The 21,464-nt window shown below is 68.9% G+C and carries 21 protein-coding genes; 19 read left to right on the plus strand and 2 right to left on the minus strand.

Annotation, left to right across the window (positions count from 1 at the left end):
- Nucleotides 1-245: 245 nt before the first annotated feature.
- Together IF06_RS0127470 and IF06_RS34995 are read left to right on the plus strand one after the other, a co-directional pair.
- Complete coding sequence (locus IF06_RS0127470; RefSeq protein ID WP_030274468.1) at nt 246-986, plus strand: TIGR02391 family protein; 741 nt, start codon at nt 246-248, stop codon at nt 984-986.
- 116 nt (nt 987-1,102) lie between these two features.
- Complete coding sequence (locus IF06_RS34995; protein ID WP_084588857.1) at nt 1,103-1,363, plus strand: helix-turn-helix domain-containing protein; 261 nt, start codon at nt 1,103-1,105, stop codon at nt 1,361-1,363.
- On the opposite strand, the gene IF06_RS0127475 is transcribed toward IF06_RS34995, so the two are convergent.
- A complete protein-coding gene (locus IF06_RS0127475) occupies nt 1,350-2,594 on the minus strand; it encodes a helix-turn-helix domain-containing protein (RefSeq protein WP_232236780.1) in 1,245 nt (414 codons plus the stop codon). The two genes, IF06_RS34995 and IF06_RS0127475, sit on opposite strands and share 14 nt — an antisense overlap.
- Before the next feature lie 219 nt (nt 2,595-2,813).
- On the opposite strand from IF06_RS0127475, the gene IF06_RS0127480 reads away from it, so the two are divergent.
- The 14 genes from IF06_RS0127480 (at nt 2,814) to IF06_RS0127545 (ending at nt 12,572) form a co-directional block, all read left to right on the plus strand.
- Nucleotides 2,814-3,131 carry a hypothetical protein gene (locus IF06_RS0127480; protein ID WP_030274472.1) on the plus strand — a complete coding sequence of 106 codons (318 nt, stop codon included), beginning with the start codon at nt 2,814-2,816 and terminating at the stop codon, nt 3,129-3,131.
- Nucleotides 3,132-3,428: 297 nt separating this feature from the next.
- Nucleotides 3,429-4,322, plus strand: a complete 894-nt coding sequence (locus IF06_RS0127485; protein ID WP_036311691.1) for a hypothetical protein — start codon at nt 3,429-3,431, stop codon at nt 4,320-4,322.
- 82 nt (nt 4,323-4,404) lie between these two features.
- Complete coding sequence (locus IF06_RS0127490; protein ID WP_030274475.1) at nt 4,405-5,280, plus strand: FtsK/SpoIIIE domain-containing protein; 876 nt, start codon at nt 4,405-4,407, stop codon at nt 5,278-5,280.
- Complete coding sequence (locus IF06_RS0127495; protein WP_030274477.1) at nt 5,277-5,486, plus strand: hypothetical protein; 210 nt, start codon at nt 5,277-5,279, stop codon at nt 5,484-5,486. Before IF06_RS0127490 ends, IF06_RS0127495 begins: the two co-directional genes overlap by 4 nt.
- An 86-nt stretch (nt 5,487-5,572) precedes the next feature.
- The gene (locus IF06_RS0127500; RefSeq protein ID WP_030274478.1) at nt 5,573-6,013 is read left to right on the plus strand and encodes a DUF6197 family protein; all 441 of its coding nucleotides are present in this window, start codon (nt 5,573-5,575) and stop codon (nt 6,011-6,013) included.
- Entirely contained in the window at nt 6,010-6,309 is a 300-nt protein-coding gene (locus IF06_RS0127505; RefSeq protein WP_030274480.1) for a hypothetical protein, read from the plus strand. Before IF06_RS0127500 ends, IF06_RS0127505 begins: the two co-directional genes overlap by 4 nt.
- Nucleotides 6,306-6,710, plus strand: a complete 405-nt coding sequence (locus IF06_RS0127510) for an RRQRL motif-containing zinc-binding protein (RefSeq protein WP_052166222.1) — start codon at nt 6,306-6,308, stop codon at nt 6,708-6,710. The genes IF06_RS0127505 and IF06_RS0127510 overlap by 4 nt, the downstream gene beginning before the upstream one ends.
- Before the next feature lie 70 nt (nt 6,711-6,780).
- Nucleotides 6,781-7,074 carry a hypothetical protein gene (locus IF06_RS0127515; RefSeq protein WP_030274484.1) on the plus strand — a complete coding sequence of 98 codons (294 nt, stop codon included), beginning with the start codon at nt 6,781-6,783 and terminating at the stop codon, nt 7,072-7,074.
- A complete protein-coding gene (locus IF06_RS0127520; protein WP_030274485.1) occupies nt 7,064-7,816 on the plus strand; it encodes a hypothetical protein in 753 nt (250 codons plus the stop codon). The genes IF06_RS0127515 and IF06_RS0127520 overlap by 11 nt, the downstream gene beginning before the upstream one ends.
- On the plus strand, nt 7,813-8,082 hold the full coding sequence (locus IF06_RS0127525; RefSeq protein ID WP_030274487.1) for a hypothetical protein: 270 nt from the start codon (nt 7,813-7,815) through the stop codon (nt 8,080-8,082). The genes IF06_RS0127520 and IF06_RS0127525 overlap by 4 nt, the downstream gene beginning before the upstream one ends.
- Nucleotides 8,082-9,860, plus strand: coding sequence for a replication initiator (locus tag IF06_RS0127530; protein ID WP_030274488.1), 1,779 nt, complete (start codon nt 8,082-8,084; stop codon nt 9,858-9,860). The genes IF06_RS0127525 and IF06_RS0127530 overlap by 1 nt, the downstream gene beginning before the upstream one ends.
- Nucleotides 9,861-9,888: 28 nt before the next feature.
- The gene (locus IF06_RS0127535) at nt 9,889-10,161 is read left to right on the plus strand and encodes a helix-turn-helix domain-containing protein (protein ID WP_052166223.1); all 273 of its coding nucleotides are present in this window, start codon (nt 9,889-9,891) and stop codon (nt 10,159-10,161) included.
- The gene (locus IF06_RS34470; RefSeq protein WP_157551542.1) at nt 10,161-11,432 is read left to right on the plus strand and encodes a site-specific integrase; all 1,272 of its coding nucleotides are present in this window, start codon (nt 10,161-10,163) and stop codon (nt 11,430-11,432) included. Before IF06_RS0127535 ends, IF06_RS34470 begins: the two co-directional genes overlap by 1 nt.
- A gap of 333 nt (nt 11,433-11,765) precedes the next feature.
- Nucleotides 11,766-12,572: an HAD family hydrolase gene (locus tag IF06_RS0127545; RefSeq protein ID WP_013283636.1), complete on the plus strand. Its 807-nt coding sequence runs from the start codon at nt 11,766-11,768 to the stop codon at nt 12,570-12,572.
- A gap of 13 nt (nt 12,573-12,585) precedes the next feature.
- On the opposite strand, the gene IF06_RS0127550 is transcribed toward IF06_RS0127545, so the two are convergent.
- Nucleotides 12,586-13,332 (minus strand): hypothetical protein, encoded by a 747-nt coding sequence (locus IF06_RS0127550; protein ID WP_013283635.1) that lies wholly within the window; start codon nt 13,330-13,332, stop codon nt 12,586-12,588.
- A gap of 222 nt (nt 13,333-13,554) precedes the next feature.
- Between IF06_RS0127550 and acs the strand changes: the two genes are divergently transcribed.
- The 3 genes from acs to IF06_RS0127565 all read left to right on the plus strand — a co-directional run bounded on the left by acs (nt 13,555) and on the right by IF06_RS0127565 (nt 21,318).
- Complete coding sequence (gene acs, locus IF06_RS0127555; RefSeq protein ID WP_030274493.1) at nt 13,555-15,543, plus strand: acetate--CoA ligase; 1,989 nt, start codon at nt 13,555-13,557, stop codon at nt 15,541-15,543.
- Between the two features lie 232 nt (nt 15,544-15,775).
- Nucleotides 15,776-18,559, plus strand: coding sequence for an immune inhibitor A domain-containing protein (locus IF06_RS0127560; protein WP_225319751.1), 2,784 nt, complete (start codon nt 15,776-15,778; stop codon nt 18,557-18,559).
- Nucleotides 18,560-18,915: 356 nt separating this feature from the next.
- Nucleotides 18,916-21,318: an immune inhibitor A domain-containing protein gene (locus IF06_RS0127565; RefSeq protein WP_030274498.1), complete on the plus strand. Its 2,403-nt coding sequence runs from the start codon at nt 18,916-18,918 to the stop codon at nt 21,316-21,318.
- Nucleotides 21,319-21,464 lie beyond the last annotated feature (146 nt).

The raw sequence follows: 21,464 nt of genomic DNA on the forward strand, positions 1-21,464 counted from the left end.
GGGCTTCCCGCTTCCGCGCCAGACGCCGGGCGTGTTGCGTGGCCGGAGTCGGAGCGCCAGCGGAGCGACGGACGCGCGCCCAGGCGGCGGCGCGTGCGGCCCGTTGCGGGCCGCCTTGAAGACGTACAGAAACTTTGAACCACTTTCGCCGGCAGCCGCCGGCAGCCGACCACTTGCCCTATCGGTGGAGCAGGTCGAGCCGGTTCTGTCTGTGCTAAGCGCTGCGCTTGATCGATACTGCAACGGTGAGCAAGCTGGACAAAGATTGGGCGATCGAGCAGATCGATCGCTTCCTGCACGTGACGGAGCAGGTCGCGCCAGACATGCGCGGCTCAGGCATCGTCTACTTCGGCACCGTGCAGCGAGGTTCAGAAACCGAAGCGGCTGAGGCGGCCCATGTCGTAGAACAGATCCTCGACCGCGTTCTTCCTAGCTGGCGGGATGATCGTCGCTCCTCCGGTAAGAAGCACGAGGGCTGGGAGGATCTGCGAGAGTGGGCGTCTCGCGGCAAGGTAACGATCGAGCGGGACGCGGAGTTACGCGAACGGCTGGGCGATGGAGCACCCGAGATGGACGCCGGCAAGCTCCACCCCTGGGTCTGGGAGAGCGCTGCTCCCCTATGGCGCACCAAGCACTTCCGGCAGGCGGTGTCCCAGGCGGCGATCCAGGTCAACGCCGAGACCCAGGCGAAAATCGGGCGGCGAGATATCTCCGAGACGGATCTGTTCAACCAGGCTTTCTCTCTTGATCCACCTAAGAGCAGTGCTCCTCGACTGCGGGTGATGGTGGACGACGGCAGCAAGACCTACCAGAGCCTTCATCGAGGCGTTCGGTCGCTAGCTGAGGGACTCTATGCAGCCGTCAGGAACCCGGCCATGCACGCGGCCCTGGGCGAGGTAGACGAGCAGCAGGCCCTTGAACAGCTAGCCGCCTTCAGTCTCTTGGCCCGCTGGGTGGACTCGGCGAAGGTTGAATCTGTCCCCTGACGCTGCCCTACCCCCCGTCGGCGGCTGGGTGCTGCATCGGGACCTACCTCAGCCAATGACGCTTCCGTGCCGTGCAGCCTCCACCTGCACACCGGGGCTAATGCGAGAATGGCCGTGTGGAAGCTGGCCCTGACCTCACCGCGGAGTGGTGGACGACCTCTGATGTAGCTGCGTACCTCGGTGTCAAGGTGGCGACGGTCAGCAACTACCGGAAGCGGGGTCAGATGCCGGAGCCCGACGCGACGGTTGGGCGTACTCACATGTGGCGCCCGAAGCGGGTCGTTGAGTGGCATGAGAGTCGGCCGCGTCCTGGTGTCGGCGGTAGACCTGTACGGGAATCCGCCGAGGGTAATCCTGATGGAGTCAGCTCGCGCTGAGGGTCCGGACCTCGTCGAGGTATAAAACTGCCTCTGGCTCCGTCGGGTATCGATCCCGGAGCAGGGTCGCCAGTTCCTTGGAGCACATCAGCAGCGACGGCAGAGACTTGCGATCTCCCTCCAAGGCTCGACGGCCGTACGAGACCGCCTGGTCGAGATCCCCGCTGCGCGCCGCCACGACGCCGAGCGTGATCCGGGCTTCGGCGTTGCGCATGGGCTTGCGCTCGGTCCCGTCCGGGTCCGTAGACGAACGGATGACCTCACGGGCGTACATCTCCGCGAGACGGTCCTCACCGGCGATGCGGTAGCAGTCCATCGCGTAGAAGTCGAACTTCGCCGGGTCCACCACGAAGTGATGGTCGGTGTCCTCCGGGTACGGCAGCGACTCCAGCAATGATCGACCCTTATCCAGCGCCGTTTCGACCTGCCGCCTGTCGCCGAGCCGCGCCCAAGCCTTAGCGCGCTGCGCCGTCAACTGGACCGCCGCCCCATCGTGCGCTGCTACTGCTTCGCCGGCCTCGGCGGCTGCGATCACGCCTCGGTAATCGCCCTGGGTAAGCGCGTACCACGCCCGCATCTCGTACGCCCAGCCAGAGATGGCGGCGTTCCCGGCTTCGTCGCCCAGCGTCAAGGCAGCCTTGCGGGTGCCTTCGGCAATGCGGCGTAGCCCCATGTCGTACTCCACGCAGCCAACGAGAAGCGCGACCCATCCTGCGAGGCTCAACACCTCCTGGTGCTGGGCAAGAGTCAGCCGACGATCCATCAGTGCGGTGATTCGACGGAGCCAAGCCCGCCCCTCCACCCGTAGCTGCTCCGACGCCATATAGGGGTACTCGCAGCAGAGGCGGTCAGCGGTGATTCGGAGCGCTTCGAGCGTCGCTGCCGAGACGTCGGAGCTGCGCAGGCGAGCGAGAATCTCGACTGTCTCCATGCCGGTGCCTGCGATCAGTGCCGCGTCAGCCTCATGAGGCGTCGCGGGTGGGAAGAAGGCGGCGGTGACGGTGCCGAAGGTCTTCGCGATCAGGGCCTTGTAGAAGGCGTCAGGCTCGGAACTTCCCGCCTCCCACCGCTTCCAATTCCGCAGCAGGGTGCTATCGGTCGGAAGCTGTTCGGTGGCGTGCACCCGCATCGCTCGGACGGCTTCTCCCTGTGACCATCCTCGGGCAGTGCGTTCAGCCCTGAGCCTGGTAGCCCAGACGGGGCGGTCGAGGTCAGCAGCTACGTCAGCCATAGGGCCAGTATCGCCCCATCGCGGGGGCATGGCGAGGGGACTTAGACCTGTCACCAGAGTGACACCTGTCGTTCTATCGCAGCGAAAGAGATCGTTGTGTGTGCCAGCGAAACGCCGAAACGATTCCGGCAAGAGTCTGGCGTAGTACCAACTGAGTTGGTACTTTGACGGCAGGGCAGTCATCCAACAGGGGATGCGCCCAGACACAGGAGGTCTGTTGTGAAGCTGTACGTGGACACCAAGGGCAAGCAGGTGACGGTGTCGAAGGACCCGGAGCCGAAGAACGACCAGAACGGCAACCAGCGGTCGGAGAAGGGAACGGGCCGGCTCATGTGGGCGACCCAGGTCATCGTGCTCGACGAGACCGGCGGTGAGGTCATCAGCATCACGACGGCGGGAGAGAAGCCGGGTGTGATGGTGGGGCAGCTCATCGAGGTCGAGCAGTTGGAGGCCATTCCGTGGGCGACCAACGGGCGCAACGGCGTCGCGTTCCGTGCGATCTCGCTGAAGCCGAAGGCTGGTTCGGCGGCCAAGTAGTCCTTCGCACAGCGTGCTGTGTGAAGCCTGGTGGTGTCTGACCTCCAGCGGCCTGAGGTCCGCTGATCGAGCCAAGTGAACAAGCAGTCCGAGGACGGCTCCGGCGTCCAACGTTCTCGGCCTGGTGACCACGACCGGTGGTCACATCCCGCGAGAAATGGCGCGGGGTCGGTACCGGCGTCCAAACCTGCCGACCCCGTGCCCTCCAACTCATCCGACCCAACTCGCGATTGGGAGGGATTCGTCGTGTCCAAGTCTAGCCCTCGCCGCTCCTTCGGACGGAAGTCCAGCGGCACCATCACCGTGATCGAGGCCAGAGTTCACCGGTCCTCGGCACGGAACGCCCGGTTGGCGTTCATCCTCACGGCGGTCATCGTCGGCCTTCTGTCGGCCGTGGTGGCCGCTTCCTACATCCACCCCATCCTCGCCGTCTTCGTCGGCGCGCTGATCGGGGTTCCCCTCGGCGGCCTGGCCTGGCTGCTCGTGCGGATCTGGCCGGTGCTGCGGCTGCTGTGGTGGTGGACTCCCGAGATCGGGATCACCACGCTTCTCGGCGTCTGCTGGGTGCAGCTCGTCAACCACACTTCGACCCTGGTCACGCTCATCGTGGTCGCCCTGGTCGTCGGCGTCCCCGCCGCCGTGCCGGTGTCCCGCCGGTTCCTGGTCGCCTGGACCTGGTGCCTCGTGGTGCGGCACCGGCTGCGCGTGTGCTTCGCGCAGTTCATCATCGCCAACCAGTCCGGCAGCCTGCCGCTCATCCTCTGGGCCAAGCCCACGCCCGTCGGCGAGCGGGTCTGGGTCTACCTGCGCCCCGGTCTGTCCCTGGCCGACCTGGAAGGCCGCCTCGACCGCATCGCGGTCGCCTGCCACGCCTCCACCGCCCTGGTGGAGCGGGCCTCCGACCGTAACGCCGCCTATCTGCGGTTCGACATCAAGCGTCGTGAGGTGCTGACCGCTCAGGTCGGTTCCCCGCTGGTCGACGTCATCGACGACACCATCCCGGCAACCGAGCGGATCCCGGCCACCGTGCCGACCGCCCTGGACCTGCCCGACATCGACGCCCCGACCGTCACCCTGCCCACCCAGCAGGGCAGACCGGCCGCCAAGAAGCCGCCGGCCACGACCGCCAACGGCAGCAAGCCCGCGGCTGCGTCCTCGGCTGTCGAGGACGACGTCTCCGACTGGATCTGACCTTCACCCAACCGGTCGCGGAGAGCCCTGCGGGGTTCGTTCGTGTGGCTCTCCGCGCCCACACCTCGCCCAAGGAGGGCAACTGATGACCACCACACCCGCCCCGACCTCGGGGGTTCCGGTGGGGCCTGGCCTGTCGATGTTCGACCCCATCTTCGTCGGCATCGACGAGTTCGGTCACCCCGTCTACATCACCCTCGCCTACCGCAACCTGCTCGCCGGAGGCGAACCCGGCGGCGGCAAGAGCGGTCTGCTCAACACGATCGCCGCCCACGCCGCCCTGTCCGTCGACAGCCGCCTGGTGCTGCTGGACGGCAAGCTCGTCGAACTCGGCCAGTGGGAGGACTGCGCCGACGCGTTCATCGGCCCCGACATCACCGCCGCCCTCGACATCCTCCGCCGTCTCCAATTGGTGATGAACAACCGCTACGCCTGGCTGCGCGCCCACGGCCGCCGCAAACTCACCGCCGCCGACGGCCTGTCCGTCATCACCGTCCTCGTCGACGAGATCGCCTACTACTCCGCCACCGTCGGTTCGAAGCAGGAACAGGAAGAGTTCGTCGCCCTGCTCCGCGACCTGGTCGCCCGTGGCCGTGCCGCCGGTATCCCGGTGGTTGCCGCGACTCAGCGGCCCAGCTTCGACATCATCCCCACCTCGCTGCGGGACCTGTTCGGCTACCGGGCCGCGTTCCGCTGCACCACGCCGAACACCTCCAACATCGTGCTCGGGCACGGCTGGGCCGAGCAGGGCTACACGGCCACCGACATCGCCCCCACCAACCAGGGCGCCGCCTACCTCATCGCCGAAGGCGGCACCCCGAAGCGCATCAAAGTCGCCTACCTCACCGACACCCAGATCGCCGGGATCGCCGACTACGCCGCCTGGATCCGCCGGCCCCGCCGGTTACCGACCCTGATCCCGGACCTGACCCGGGTGGATTTCGAGGTGGCGGCATGACCACCCGCGAACAGGCCTACGCCAAGGCCAACCAGCAGCGTGCCGCCCAGTACGTCGAGATCTGGATCGTCGCCCAACCCGGCGAGATCGCCTCGATGGTCCAGGTCGCCTCGGCCAGCGGCCGACTCGTCTACCTCGGCCCACCCCACCCGGTGGGCGGCGACGACACCCGCCAACGCCGCTACCTGCGGCTCCGCACCCGATAAATCGGCCGACGGAACCGGCTTCAGCCCTGCAAAAGCGATCCGGTTCCGCCGACCTCCACCAACAGCCCCGAAAGGACGTGGCTGCCATGAAGGCTACCCAACACCCCACCACCGGAGTCCAGGTCACACCCGCTGACCTGCTGCGGATGGCTGCCCTCTACCTACGCCGGCACGGCTGGCACCAGGGCACCTACTACCCCCACCACACCGACACCCCGACCCCGCCGGCCTGCGCCGTCGGAGCCATCGGCATGGCCTGCACCGGACACCCGGTGCACCACTGGTACGACCTCGACACCGACGAGCGGATCACCTACCTCGCCGCCATCGCCGCGTTCGTCGACTACCTCGACGACTTCGCGCCGGTCTTCCACATCGACGAAGACGGCTACCTGCTCGACGAACACATCTCCCCCTACTCCTGGAACGACGACCCCGCCCGCACCGCCGAGCAGGTCATCACCGCCCTTGAGAACGCGGCTGACGAGTGGGACCGCCTCCACAACCAGGAAGGCGGAAACCGGTGAACACCGTCAAGAAGCCCTTGACTCCGCGCATCCCGGTACAGCGTCGCCGGGACGTCGTCGAGAACGACGCCTTCGCCGCCTTCGCCCGGCGCATCATCCGCGCCCACGGCCGCCGCGTCGCTACCGGCGACGTCGAAGCCCTCCGCGACCTCGTCGCCCTCTCCTCCGTCATCGACGACGCCATCACCGACGCCGTCATCGGGCTGCGGGCCTTCGGCTACTCCTGGGCCGAAATCGGCTCCCGGCTTGGCATCTCCCGCCAGGCCGCCCAGCAGCGCTGGGGAGGCCAGTCATGACCGACCTGCGTTCTCCCGAGCTGGAGCAGCTCGCCGACCGCACCGGCATCCGGGTCGAGTTCTACGACCCGACCGGTACCCGCTACGGGTTCCCCACCTTCCCCTTCCACACCGCGCCTGCGGGCCTGGCCACCCGCCGACAGTTGCGCGCCGCAGGCCTTCGCCCCGGCGGACACGACCCCGTCGCCCAGATCCTCTGGCGACACCGCACCAACCGCCGGGTCGCCTACCTCTACCGCCTCGACTGGGCCAAACCGAAGCGTGTCGCCACCCCCGCCCAGCGGGAGGCCATCGCCAAAGCCCTGCTCGCCCGGCGCACCTGCCGCGACTGCGGCCAGATCAAGCCCTACTACATCCCCCGCCGCTACGGCTGCTGCCTCGACTGCCACGGAGGCCACTGATGGCTGTCCTGATCACCTTCGCCGTCGTCCTGCTCATCGGCATCGCCCTGGCCTACATGGGAGGCGTCCGGTGACCACCACCACCGCCGTCAACTTCGCCGCCCAGGAGCGGATGACCCCGGACGACTACGTCGTCACCGCCATCGCCCGCGACTTCGCCGCCCGAGGCGAACTGTCCTTCGAACGGTTCCTGTCCGGCTACTACGCCGAAAGCCTGCGCCTCATCCACGACGCCCACCTCACTCAGTGCATCGCCGGACCCGACCAGCACTGCCCCACCTGCAACGGCATCCGCGTCGGCCTCGCCGGACTCGCCGCCGAACAGCACGCCGTCACCACAGGGCAGGTGACCCATGACCACTGACCGACACACCACCACCGGCCCCCGCATTGAGGGCCTGGTCCTGGTGCTCATCCTCATCGCGGTCGCCGGTTTTGCCGGGGCCGCCTCCTTCACCCACGTCAAAGACTGGACCCTCGCCAACAGCCCGGCTGGGACCGGGGCGTGGTTCGGCTGGGCCAACGCCGTGATCTCCGAGCTGGTCCCGATCGCGTGTCTGTTGACCATCCGCCGACGCCGCCGCAGTGGCGCACCGATCGGCTACCCGCTGTTCCTGCTCATCGCCGCTGCCAGCCTTTCCCTCGCCGCGCAACTCGCGGTCGCCAAGCCCGGCGTCTCCGGGTGGCTCCTATCCGCAGTCCCCGCGCTGGCCTTCATGGCCCTGGTGAAACTCGTCCTCGCCCCGGCACCCAGACCGGAACAACCCACCACTCCGGCGGCTGCCCCGGCTGAACCCATCCGGGTTCAGGTGGCCGAGCAGGTCACCACCGAGCCGGTACCACCGGCTGCCATCACCCCGACCCCGGCGGTCGAGCCGGAACCCGTCGCCACTCCGACCACCACGCCGGAGTCCGTCGCTGCGCCGGCCGAGCCGGTCGACGTCCCTGTCCCTTCTCATCTGCTGCCGATGGCTCGGTTTGCCGCCGTGCAGCACGAACAGGCCACCGGCCACCCGATCACTCCGGCCGAGCTGGCCGACCGCCTCGACGTCACCCCACCCGTCGCCGGACGCCTCCTGGCCAGCATTGGCGGTGGTGTCCGGTGAGCATCCACACCGTTGACGTCGTGCAGCTCCTGCACACCTGCCCGGCCGAGCCGGAGCCCCACCCCTACGACATCCGCCGCACCGTCATCGACGTCATCGACGGCGGACCCTGCCGTAACCCGGTCACCATCCGCTGCGGCGACACCACCACCACGATTCCGTGCCGACGGCACGAGCCGGCCAAGCGCCAGTGCGGCGCCTGCCGGGTCATCGTCATCGAACGCACCATCACCAACCTGCACCCCACCGTTGGGGTGGCCGGTTGATGGCCTCGACGCTGGACCTCACCCCCCGCGCTTCGGCCCGGGGGGTGGGCTCGAACGCCGATGTCCCACCCGTCTACAGCTGGACCGCTGCCGGGGCCGCGTTCGAACGCGCCACCCGACCCGACTACTACGGCTGGCTCGAACACGTCCGCGCCGCCGCCGGCTGCACCCGCCCCATCCGCCTAGCCGGCCAGATCCTCACCGTCGAAGCTTCGACCGGCCGGGTCCTGGACTCCCGGCACACCGACGCGATGCCTGACGCGGCGATCTACACCGCCTGCGGCAACCGCCGCGCCACGGTCTGCCCCGCCTGCGCCCAGACCTACCAACGCGACGCCTTCCAACTCCTCCGCGCGGGATTGGTCGGCGGCAAGGGCGTACCGGAATCGGTGGCATCGCATCCGGCGGTGTTCGCCACCTTCACCGCACCGTCCTTCGGCACCGTCCACACCCGGAAGGTCAAGCGGCACACCTGCCGCAACCGACGCCGCTGCGACTGCCGCGCCGAACCCTGCCACGCCCGCCGCGACACCGGCCTCTGCCCCCACGGCCGACCCGCCGTCTGCTGGGCCCGCCACGAGCAGGGAGATGCGGTGCTCGGGCATCCGTTGTGTCTGGACTGCTACGACCACGATCACCAGGTCGTCTGGAACATCTTCTCCGGCGAACTGTGGCATCGCACGAAGCAAGCCGCGGAACGCTGGCTGGCGAAGCTCGCCCAACGCCGTGGCGTCCCTCGGGTCGAAATCCGCACCGCCTCCGGCAAGACGCGCAAGGTCGCTCCGGTGCGGCTGTCGCCCGGGAAGGTCGCCGAGCTGCAGGCGCGGGGTGCGGTGCACTTCCATGCCATCGCCCGCCTCGACGGCGTCGACGCCCTGGACCCCGACAACGTCGTGCCCCCACCGGCCGGGTTCACCGTCGACGACCTCGTCGACGCGCTGCGCCACGCCGCCTGCCAGATCGCCTTCCACACCCCGCCCCACCCCGACCGGCCCGACGGATGGCCGATCGCCTGGGGCGAACAGGTCGACCTGGAACCGATCGCCACCGACGGCTCCGGGGAAGTCACCGATGGCATGGTGGCGGGCTACCTTGCCAAGTACGCCACCAAGAGCACCGAGGCCACCGGGCACACCTCCACCCGACTGACCGCCGACACCATCGGCGACTACGCCGACCCCGACGGCGACCACACCGCCCGCCTCATCGACGCCTGCTGGCGCATTGGCCGACCCACCACCCCGGCCCCACTCACGCAACGGCCCCGGGAACCCCGGCCACGGCCCGGCTTCGTCCAGCGCTGGGAATGCCCCGACTGCGGCACCCACACCCGATACGCCGCCTGCCCCGTCTGCATCGCTCAGCGTCAAGCCGCCCTTGACACCGAACCGACGAAACCAGCAACGACCAACCCTTACGCCCGGCTGCGCCGATGGGCGCACATGCTCGGCTACGGCGGCCACTTCCTCACCAAAGCCCGCCGCTACTCGGTGACCTTCCGGCTCCTACGCGACACCCGCATCGCCTACCGCCGTCACGAGCACCAGGACCACGAACACCCAGCCGCCAGCGGCCCACCCGTCGACCACGTCGACGAGGACACCACGCTCATCGTCGGCACCCTCACCTTCGTCGGAGTCGGCTGGCACACCTCGGGTGACGCGCTCCTCGCCAACACCGCCGCCGCTATGGCACGCGAACGACGAACCACCGGCCGCGAAGAACTTGCCCACGAACTCGCCACTACCTCGGCCGGTATCGCGCCGGCCGCCGCTTGATCCCGACAGACCGAGGAGGTCACCCGTCATGAGCACCACCGCCCGCCCCAATCCGGTCGTCCGGCTCGTCCCTCGTACCGGGACCGTCGTCGTCGAGCCGGTCACCTACACCGTCCGGGAGGTCGCCAAGCTCCTCGGCCTCTCGCTGGGCAGCACCTACGCCCTCGTCCGCGACGGAACCATCCCGGCGACCCGCCTCGGGGGTCGCTGGCTGATCCCGCGTGCCCGGTTCCACGCCTGGCTCGACGGCGTCACCGAGCAACCCGCCGCCACCGGCACTGAGCATGGCCGGAGGCGCTGATGGGCTTCGTCCGCAAGACTCCGGCCGGCACCTTCCGCGCCTGCTGGCGTGATCCTGCCGGTGGGCAGAAGTCCAAGAGCTTCCGCACGAAGAGGGAGGCCAATGCCTTCCTCTCTGAGGTCGAGGGAAGCCTCAATCGGGGCACCTATGTGAACCCACACGCCGGTCGTACCCGTTTCGGTGACTTCGCTTCGCAGTGGCTCGCCACCCGGGCGGTCGAGGCGCGGACGACTGAGCGGACCGTCTCCATGCTCCGCACGCACGTCCTGCCGAAGTGGGGTGACTGGCCGCTCGGAAAGGTTGACTTCATGTCGGTGCAGGAGTGGGTGACCGGTCTCGGTCGGGATCTCGCGCCCGCCACCGTGGCCAAGTGCTACCAACTGCTGTCGATGATCCTCAAGACGGCGGTACAGGCACGGCTGATCGCCACCAACCCCGCCGAGGGGGTGAAGCTGCCGCGTGATCGGTCCCGCGACGTCAGACCGGTCACGATCAGTCGGGAGGACTTCTTCGGTCGGCTGCTTCCGGCGGTCCCGCCTCGGCATCGAGGGATCGTCTCCGCTGCCGCTGGGGCCGGTCTTCGCTGGGGTGAGTGCGCCGGCCTGACGTGGTCGTCGGTGGACCTCGACCGGGCATCGCTGCGCGTCGTTCAAGTGGCCGAGGAGACGCACGGCGGGATCATGCTGCGCCCGTACCCGAAGAGTCGCGCCGGGGTCCGGACCGTGCCGCTACCGTCCTTCCTCCTGGCCGCGCTCCGCGAGCTGCACACCGCCGCCGACGATCCGGACCCCCGAGCCCTGGTCTTCCGCGACCGGGTCGGCCGGCCACTCCGACGCTCGAACTTCCGGCGCCGGGTGTGGCTGCCGTCGCTGGTCCGCGCCGGACTGCTCGGCCAGGTCGTCAACCCCGGCCCCCACCGCTACCGCGCGACCTGGCCGGACCGGGAGGGCATCGAGTGGTCGGCCGAGTTCACCACCGAACGGGAGGCCGTCGCCTGCGTGGCGGCCAAGGCTTCCGGCGGGATGCGCTTCCACGATCTGCGGCACGCCTACGCCACCTGGCTGGTCACCGACGGCGTGCCGATCAACCTCGTGCAGCGGGTCATGGGCCACGAACAGGCGTCGACGACGCTCAACCGCTACACCCACACCCCGGACGACTACGCCGCCCGCGTCCTGGAGGCGTTCAACGGCTCTGCTGCCTCTCTGCTGCCTCCGACCGGAGAAACACCCTCGGGGAGCCTGCTCGACGGCGACGGAGATGACCTGTGATCTGCGGCGGAGCGCTGACGGCGCAAAGGGACGACCCCCGTCGGGGGGAGACGGGGGTCGTCTTGTGGTTCGGCTCCGGGGGGGTCGAGCCGAACCGACTCAGCGGTTACGGGGGGTGCAACCGCCGAGGCCCATCGGCGCCGGGTCTGCGAACTCCCGCCGCGAGGACAAGCATGCCGCAGTCGACCCTTATACGTCGAGTGTTGTTCACTCCACGCAAAGCTAAATTCATCGATAGCTGCCTGTGACCGCCGTCACTCCACCGGGTGCTCATCGGCTTTCGCGACCCGGGCGGACGCCTCCGCGCCTTCCGTCGGGCTAGACTTTCGCGCCGTGGGCCGCAGCGCCGCTTTCTTCGATCTCGACAAGACCGTCATCGCCAAGTCGAGCGCCCTGGCGTTCGGTCGGCCGTTCTACCGGGACGGGCTGATCACCCGGCGTGACGTGGTCAAGTCGGCGTACGCGCAGTTGATGTTCCGGCTGGGCGGCACCGACGAGCAGACCATGGCCCGCACCCGGGACTACCTGGCCACGCTCTGCAAGGGCTGGCCGGTGGAACAGGTCCGCCAGATCGTCGCGGAGACACTGCACGAACTGATCAACCCCTACGTGTACGCCGAAGCGGCCGCCCTCATCGAGGAGCACCAGGCCGCCGGGCGGGACGTGGTGCTGGTCTCCGCGTCGGGCGACGAGATGGTCCGGCCGATCGGCGAGCTGCTCGGGATCACCGACGTGATCGCCACCCGGATGGGCGTGGTCGACGGCCGGTACAGCGGCGAGGTCGAGTTCTACGCGGCCGGTCCGAGCAAGGTCGAGGCGGTCAGCGAACTGGCTCTTGAGCGGGACTACGACCTGGCCGACTCGTACGCGTACTCCGACTCGTACTCCGATCGGCCGCTGCTGGAGTGCGTGGGGCATCCGACGGTGGTCAACCCGGACCGGGCGCTGCGCAAGCTGGCGGTGGAGAACGCGTGGCCGGTGCTGGAGTTCCGGCACCCGATCCCGCTGGGCCGCCGGCTGCGCGAGCGACCGGCGGTGCCGGTCGCGGCGGCGGCGCTCGGCGTGGGCGTCGGCGTGGCCATCGGCATCGCCTGGTACGGCCGGCACCGGCGCACCCGCGCCGCAGCACCCACCGCCTGACACCCCGCGCGCGTCAGGACGCGGCGAGGATCTCGTCGCCGATCAGCGTGATCTGGTCGGCGCCGACCTCCACCGCGCTCATGTAGTGCCGCAGCCAGGAGCGCAGGCCGTCGGGCGTGCCGGTGGCGAACGCGCCGGCCGCTCCCACGTACTCCGGTTCGCGCTCACGGTGCCCGACGTCCACCGCGACCAGCCCACGGGGGTCGAACCCGGTGGAGATCAGCACCAGCCGGGCGGCGGCGCGGGCCACCACCCCGGACGGGCCCGGGAACGGGCGCAGGTTCAGCAGCTCGCCGTGTACGACGGCGGCCAGCACCAGCGGTGGCACCTTGGTGCCGCCGGCGACGAGGGCGGCCAGGCCGTCGAGGCGGGCCGCGACCACCGGGTCGGCGACCGGGCGGCCCAGTTCCTCCTCGGTCACCACGTCGCGGGCGGCGAGCACGTGCAGCCGGGCCATCACCTGCCGGGGAGCCTTGGGCCAGAGGTCGCTCAGCCCGGGCAGCGCCCCGGCGACCCGGAGCGCGCCCTGGAGCACCGGGTCGGTGACGGTGCCGGCGCGTACCTCCTCGCGGTCGTGAACGCGGCCCTCCAGCGCGGCGCTGGCCACTGCCGAGCGGAGGCTGACCTCGGCGGCGACCTGGCCGCCCTGGCGGCGCAGCGCGCGGTGCCGGTGGGCCAGGTCGACCCGCTCGCGGGCCTGCTCGACGGCGGTGGCGACGTCGGCGAGCGCGAGCAGCGGGGCGAGCGGATCGGTGGTCACCCCGTCACGCTAGCGACCGCCGGGCTCCTCCCAAGCCGGGGGTTGTTAATAAGGGGCCCTTCCTCTACCGGAGGCGTTAAGAAGGGGCCCTTCCTTACACCTCGGCGCGAGGGAAGGGCCACTGGGCGCGCGGTGAGGGGCCGGGCGGTCGCGAGCGGGGTACGGCGGGACTAACCTTCCCCGGAGTAGGAGACGCAGGTCACGCGACGAAGGAGTCACCGCATGAGCGAGGCATTGGCCAACTTGCTGAACGAGACGCGCCAGTTCCCGCCGCCGGCTGAACTCGCCGCGAACGCCAACGTGACCGCCGAGGCGTACGAGGAGGCGACCGGGGACCGGCTGGCCTTCTGGGAGCGCCAGGCCGGCCGGCTGGCCTGGGCCCAGCCGTGGGAGCAGGTGCTCGACTGGTCGAACGCCCCGTTCGCGAAGTGGTTCACCGGGGGCAGGCTCAACGTGGCGTACAACTGCCTGGACCGGCACGTCGAGGCGGGCCTCGGCGACAAGGTGGCGATCCACTGGGAGGGCGAGCCGGGCGACACCCGTACCGTCACCTACGCCGACCTGCACAAGCTCACCTGTCAGGCGGCGAACGCGCTGACCGAGCTGGGCGTGACCGCCGGTGACCGGGTGGCGATCTACCTGCCGATGATCCCGGAGGCGGCGGTGGCGATGCTCGCCTGCGCCCGGATCGGCGCCACGCACAGCGTGGTGTTCGGCGGCTTCTCCGCCGACGCGCTCACCAACCGGATCCAGGACGCCAGCGCCAAGGTGGTGATCACCGCGGACGGCGGCTTCCGCCGGGGCAAGCCGTCGGCGCTCAAGCCGACGGTGGACGAGGCGGTGGCGAACTGCCCGTCGGTGGAGCACGTGCTGGTGGTCCGGCGTACCGGTGAGGAGGTCGCCTGGTCGGCGAAGGACCACTGGTGGCACGAGACGGTGGAGACGGCGTCGCCGGAGCACGAGGCGCAGGCGTTCGACGCCGAGCACCCGCTGTTCATCCTCTACACCAGCGGCACGACCGCCCGCCCGAAGGGCATCCTGCACACCACCGGCGGCTACCTGACCCAGACGTCGTACACCACGCACGCGGTGTTCGACCTGAAGCCGGAGACGGACGTCTACTGGTGCACGGCCGACATCGGCTGGGTGACCGGGCACTCCTACATCGTGTACGGCCCGCTCTCCAACGGCGCCACCCAGGTCATGTACGAGGGCACGCCGGACACCCCGCACAAGGGCCGGTTCTGGGAGGTCGTCGACAAGTACAAGGTGACCATCCTGTACACCGCGCCGACGCTGATCCGCACCATGATGAAGTGGGGCGAGGACATCCCGGCCGGGTACGACCTGTCGTCGCTGCGCCTGCTCGGCAGCGTCGGTGAGCCGATCAACCCGGAGGCGTGGATCTGGTACCGGCAGCACGTCGGCCGCGGCGAGCTGCCGGTGGTGGACACCTGGTGGCAGACCGAGACCGGCGCCATCATGATCTCGCCGCTGCCCGGCGTGACCGAGGCGAAGCCCGGCTCGGCGATGAGCCCGCTGCCCGGCATCGTCGCCGACGTGGTCGACGACCAGGGCCAGTCGGTGCCGAACGGCGGCGGCGGATACCTCGTACTGAAGGAGCCGTGGCCGTCGATGCTGCGGACGATCTGGGGCGACGACAACCGGTTCCTGGAGACGTACTGGTCCCGGTTCGGCGCCGGTGCGAACACCGGGGACGAGTGGGTCTACTTCGCCGGTGACGGCGCGAAGAAGGACGACGACGGGCACATCTGGCTGCTCGGCCGGGTGGACGACGTGATGCTGGTGTCCGGCCACAACATCTCCACCACGGAGGTGGAGTCGGCGCTGGTCAGCCACCCGTCGGTGGCGGAGGCGGCGGTGGTGGGCGCGACCGACCCGACCACCGGCCAGGCGATCGTCGCGTTCGCCATCCCGCGCGGCAGCGCGGAGATCTCCGGTGACGCGGGCGAACAGCTCATCGCCGAGCTGCGCAACCACGTGGCGAAGACGCTCGGCCCGATCGCCAAGCCGCGGCAGATCATGCTGGTCCCGGAGCTGCCGAAGACCCGCTCCGGCAAGATCATGCGTCGGCTGCTGCGGGACGTGGCGGAGAACCGGTCGCTCGGCGACGTGACCACGCTCCAGGACTCCTCGGTCATGGAATTGATCTCGTCGGGGATGAGCGGCGGGAAGTCCGACGAGGACTGACGTCGACCGACGACGAGGGGGCGGGCCGCCGGACGGTCCGCCCCCTCGTCGCATCCGGGATCCGCGCCGGTCGATCGGGGGATCCGGGACTGACCTGATCGGCCAGAGGGCCTGATCAACTCTGTCGATGTCGCTCGTCGTCGGTTACGTTCAGCCAACCGGCGGATTTCGACGAGCGTCACTGAGACGGCCGGTCCCCACCATTCCCTACGAACGGAGTGGCATGCTCCCCATGTCGCAGCACAGGGCACGGCGACGCTTACTCGTCGCACTGCCCGCCATCGCGCTCGCGGCCACGTCGCTGACCGTGACGGGCAGCGCGGCGGCCCAGCCGGCCCGCTCCGCACCGGTCACGATCGGGGCGGACGAGCACTACATCAACTACGCCGAGCCCGAGGTCCAGCCGGACACCGGCGGCAAGGAGGTCAAGGGCCGCGACGGCGTCTTCTCCTCGCCGGCGGACGAGGCCCGCGCCTACGACCGCAAGTACGCCGGGGGCAACCCGATCGCGGCCCGCGAGCTGGCCAAGCTGGAGGCCAAGTCCATCCGGACCGGCCACAGCCCTCGGAAGATCAAGAAGGCCAAGAGCACGCAGACCGCCAAGCTGCTGACGCTGCTCGTCGAGTTCAACGACAAGGCCAACGACGACTTCACCGACGTGATGGTCCCGAAGACGGTGTTCGAGGACCGCACCTGCGTTCCCGGCACCGTGCAGAACGGGCCGCGGCACAACACGATCCCGAACCCGGCCACGCTGCCGCACAAGGACAACAACTCGATGTGGGTGCCGGACTTCTCTCCGGCCCACTACGACAAGATGCTGTACAGCAAGAAGGGCATCACCGAGCGGGTCCGCAAGGACCTGAAGGGGCCGGACGGCAAGCCGGGCATCAGCCTCGCCGGGCGGACCATGCACAACATGTACCTGGAGATGTCCAAGGGCGCGTACACCGTGGACGGGCAGGCCAGCCCGTGGATCACGGTGCCGCACTCGGAGGGCTGGTACGCCGCCTCGCGCTGCTTCCAGGACGAGAACGGCAACTGGGTCGCCGGGCGTGAGCAGTCGATGAACGGCCACCCGGACAACCCGCAGGGCGCCGGCCGGCTCGCCACCGACGCGATCGACGCGCTGGCCGCGGCCGACCCGAACTTCCCCTGGGCCGACTACGACATCGAGGACCAGAGCGACCGCGACGGCGACGGCAACTACCACGAGCCGGACGGCGTGATCGACCACCTCGTGCTGGTGCACGCCAACCAGGGCAAGTCCCGCGGCGGCGGCGACGTCGGCATCTACTCGGTCTGGGCGCACTCGTCGACCGTGACCGGTGGCTACACGATTCCGGGCACCAACCTGAAGGTGTCGAACTACATCGTGCAGCCGGAGGACGCCGGCGTCGGCGTCTTCGCCCACGAGTTCGGGCACGACCTGGGCCTGCCGGACCTCTACGACACCTCCGGCAACGCCGACTCCGACGTGGACTTCTGGGACCTGATGGCGTCCGGCTCGCACTCCGGCGAGATCTTCCAGGCGCTGCCCACCCACATGGGCCTCTGGGACAAGTGGGTGCTCGGCTGGGCCGAGCCGAAGACGTTCGGGCCGGGTGACCGGTCCAAGCTGGTCAAGCTCGGGCAGACGTCGCGTACGCCGGTCGGCACCGAGGACGGCATCAAGATCGACCTGCCGGACAAGGTGATCTCGCTGGCCACGCCGCACAGCGGCTCGAACATGTGGTACTCCGGTGCCGACCAGAACTGGGCCGACGTCAAGCTCAGCCGCACGGTGACCGTCCCGAACGCCGCTGATGCGAAGTTCTGGATGTGGAACAACTACGTCATCGAGGCGGACTGGGACTTCGGCTTCGTCGAGGTCTCCACCGACGGTGGCGCCACCTGGAGCGAGCAGAAGGTGTACGCCGAGGGCGGCGCGCTGGTCTCCACCAACGACGGCTACGCCGACCCGAACGGCCGCATGGTCGACTTCGGCAACAAGAAGTACGGCCTGACCGGCAGCACGAACGGCTGGCGGCACGACTACGTCGACCTGTCGTCGTACGCCGGGCAGACCGTGCAGGTGCGGCTGCGCTACGCCACCGACGAGGCGTTCGTGGAGCGCGGCTGGTTCGCCGACGACTTCTCGGTGACCGGCGGCGGCGCCACCACCTGGAGCGACGACGTGGAGAGCGGCGCGGCGGGCTGGACCCAGACCGGCGGCACCTTCACCGACACCAGCGGCGCGGGTTGGTACATCGACTCGGGCACCCAGGTGAAGTCGCACTACTACCTGGCCGAGTGGCGTAACTTCGACGGCTTCGACAAGGGCCTGAAGTACACCTACGACACCGTCTACTCGCACGAGGCGTGGAAGGTCGACCGGATCGCGTACAACGCGCCGGGCATGCTGGTCTGGTACCGGGACACCCAGCTCGGCGACGTCAACCACGTCACCGCGCAGATGACCGCGCTGCCCAGCTACGGCGCCAAGGGCGGTCTGCTGATCGTCGACTCGCACAACGACCCGTTGCGCCGCAAGGGCGTCGCGGCCGAGAAGGACCCGTCGGTGCTGAAGAACCTGCCCAGCCGGCCGCAGTCCTCCAACGCCGCGTTCGGCCTGAAGCCGACGTACCCGTTCAAGGAGTGCCTGGAGGCGGCAGACGAGCCGTACAGCGAGTACTGCACGAAGTTCGGCCCGCAGGCTCCGGTGCGCGGCTTCACCGACGCCAAGGGCTGGTACCCGGGCATCGAGATCCGTGACGGCGCCGCGTACGCGCGGGACAACGACGCCTCGGTGGTCGTCCCGTCGCGGGGCAACCAGCAGTACACGACCCGGGTGGTGAACCCGGACGGCACCCCGGCGACGGACTACTACGGTTCGACGCTGGGTGGCGGGGCGATCGTGCTCGGCACCGGCAACCCGGGTGACGCGGGCGTCCAGTACGGCGTCTCGATCATCATCAAGCGGGCCGCCAAGGACAACTCGTACGCCACTGTGTACGTGGTTCCGCCGCGGAGCTGAACCGTACGTTCAAACCGGAACCGGAATGACCGAAAAATGAGCTGAACAGGCTCGATGGGGGAAGGGTCGGGAGCGCGAGCGCTCCCGACCCTTCCGCGTTAGCGCTTAATCCATGACTGTCACTGCAATCCATGATCCAGGCATCGCTGCTGGTCAACGGCTCGGTGACAGGCCGGCGTGTGACGGTGAAAAGCATCCCCAACAAAAAGTTGCTACAAATCGACGCACACATCTTCCCACCAGTCGCAGCAGTGTCTATGTTCACCCTTGGTCCCACTAGTGGGACGTTCCACCGGCCCGTACCCCCAGTTGGGCCGGTTCCCTCACACCGGAGGTACCACGTGCGCAAAGTCGCAGTGGGTCTGCTCGGGCTTTCGCTGACCGCGACGGGACTGGTGGCAGGCACGTCCGCCAGCGCCGCGCCGACGCCGAAGTTGCCGGCCGCCGCCCCGTCGGTGGCCGAGCCTGCGCAGGCTGAGCACGACCTGCCCAACCCGCTCGAGGAGAAGCGGCGCGCGCTGCGCCAGGAGGGCCTCAGCGAGGTCCTGTCCGGCAGGGCGAAGGCCCAGAAGATCAACGGCAGCACGGTCGTCAAGGTCGGCGAGCGGGCTGCCGAAGGTGCCGCGGCGGGCAGGTCCGCCAAGAGCACCAAGGCCGGCAAGGGTCCGACCAAGGACCAGTACGTCGAACTCTCCCGCGAGCGGACCGACAAGATCTTCGTCATCCTCGCGGAGTTCGGCGACGAGCGGCACCCGAACTACCCGGACCAGGACACCGACCCGGACACCCCGGGCCCGTCCCGGTTCGACGGTCCGCGCGTCAACCAGATCCCGGAGCCCAACCGGGCGGTGGACAACTCCACCGTGTGGCAGGCCGACTACAGCGCCGACCACTTCCGGAAGCTGTACTTCGGCACCGCCCCCGGTGACGAGTCGGTGAAGCAGTACTACGAGGCCCAGTCCTCGGGTCGGTACAGCGTCGACGGCGAGGTCACCAACTGGGTGAGGGTGCGGTACAACGAGGCCCGCTACGGCCGTTCCGACGGCTACCCGTGCGCCTCGAACGTCTGCACCAACACCTGGGCGCTGGTCCGCGACGCCGCCAACCAGTGGGTCGCCGACCAGAAGGCGCAGGGCCGCTCCGACGCGGAGATCGCCGCGGACGTCAAGGCGATGGACGAGTGGGACCGGTACGACTTCGACGGCGACGGCAACTTCAACGAGCCGGACGGCTACATCGACCACTTCCAGATCGTCCACGCCGGCGGCGACCAGGCCGACGGTGACCCGTACCAGGGTGAGGACGCCATCTGGAGCCACCGGTGGTACGCCTTCGCCAGCGACCAGGGCAACACCGGCCCGGAGAACTTCCCGGCCGGCGGCACCCAGATCGGCAACACCGGCGTCTGGATCGGTGACTACACCATCCAGCCGGAGAACGGTGGCCGGAGCGTCTTCTACCACGAGTACGGCCACGACCTCGGTCTGCCGGACGACTACAACGTGGTCAGCGGTGGGGACAACAACAACGAGCACTGGACCCTGATGGCCCAGAGCCGGCTCGGCGCCAAGAACGACGGCGGCATCGGCGAGCGCGGTGGCGACCTCGGCGCCTGGAACAAGCTCCAGCTCGGCTGGCTCGACTACGAGGTCGTCGTGGCCGGGCAGAAGCGCACCCTGGAGCTGGGCCCGCAGGAGTACAACTCCAACAAGGCCCAGGCCGCCGTGGTGGTGCTGCCGCAGCGGGAGTACACGTTCCAGAACGGCAAGCCGTTCGAGGGTACGAAGCAGTTCTTCTCGGGCAACGACGACGACCTGAACAACACGATGACGCGCACTGTCGACCTCACCGGGAAGACCAGCGCCGCGCTGTCGATGAAGGGTCGTTACAGCATCGAGGCGGACTACGACTACCTGTTCTTCGAGGCGTCCACCGACGGTGGCCAGACCTGGACCTCGCTGGCCGGTACGGCCAACGGCACCCCGCTGAAGGAGATCTCCCCCGGGCGCTACGCCCTGGACGGCTCCAGCAACGACCAGTGGGTCGACGTCAACATCCCGATGGACGCGGTCGCCGGCAACGTCGTGCAGTTCCGGCTCCGCTACCAGACGGACGGCGGTGTCTCCGAGGGCGGCTTCTACGGTGACGCGATCACCGTGACCGCCGACGGCCAGACGGTGCTCACCGACGGCGCCGAGGCCGGCGCGAACGGCTGGACCCTCAGCGGCTTCAGCATCGTCGAGGAGACCTACACCCGTAAGTTCGACAACTACTACATCGCCGGCAACCGGTCGTACGTCTCGTACGACAAGTACCTCAAGACCGGCCCGTACTTCTTCGGCTACGCGAACACCCGCCCGGACTACGTGGACCACTACGCGTACCAGGAGGGTCTGCTGATCTCCTACTGGAACCTCCGGTTCGCGGACAACGACACGTTCGCGCACCCGGGTGAGGGTCGGAACATGATCATCGACGCGCACCCGCGGCCGATCTACAACCTGACCGGGCAGCCCTGGCGGGCCCGCGTCCAGGTCTACGACGCGCCGTTCAGCCTGAAGAAGGCCGACTCGTTCACGCTGCACCTCAACAGCCAGCCGCAGTACATCCGCGGCCAGGCGGCGCAGCCGCTGTTCGACGACACCAAGCAGTACTGGTACCCGGAGCTGCCGAACCACGGCGTCAAGCTCCCGGCCACCGGCACCAAGATCAAGGTTCTGGAGCAGAACGGCACCTCGGTGAAGGTCCGCTTCTCCTGATCCACTGATCGACGCACCACGCGATGCCCGGGCGGTTCACCCGCCCGGGCATCGCCCTTTCCGGGGAACCCGGCGTACCCCACCCGCGTCCCATCCGTTCGACACCCGCACCACGCTGCCGGCCGCTCCGCGATGGCGCTGATCGC

The organism is Micromonospora globosa, from assembly GCF_000717585.1.
Classification (GTDB): Bacteria; Actinomycetota; Actinomycetes; order Mycobacteriales; family Micromonosporaceae; genus Micromonospora; species Micromonospora aurantiaca.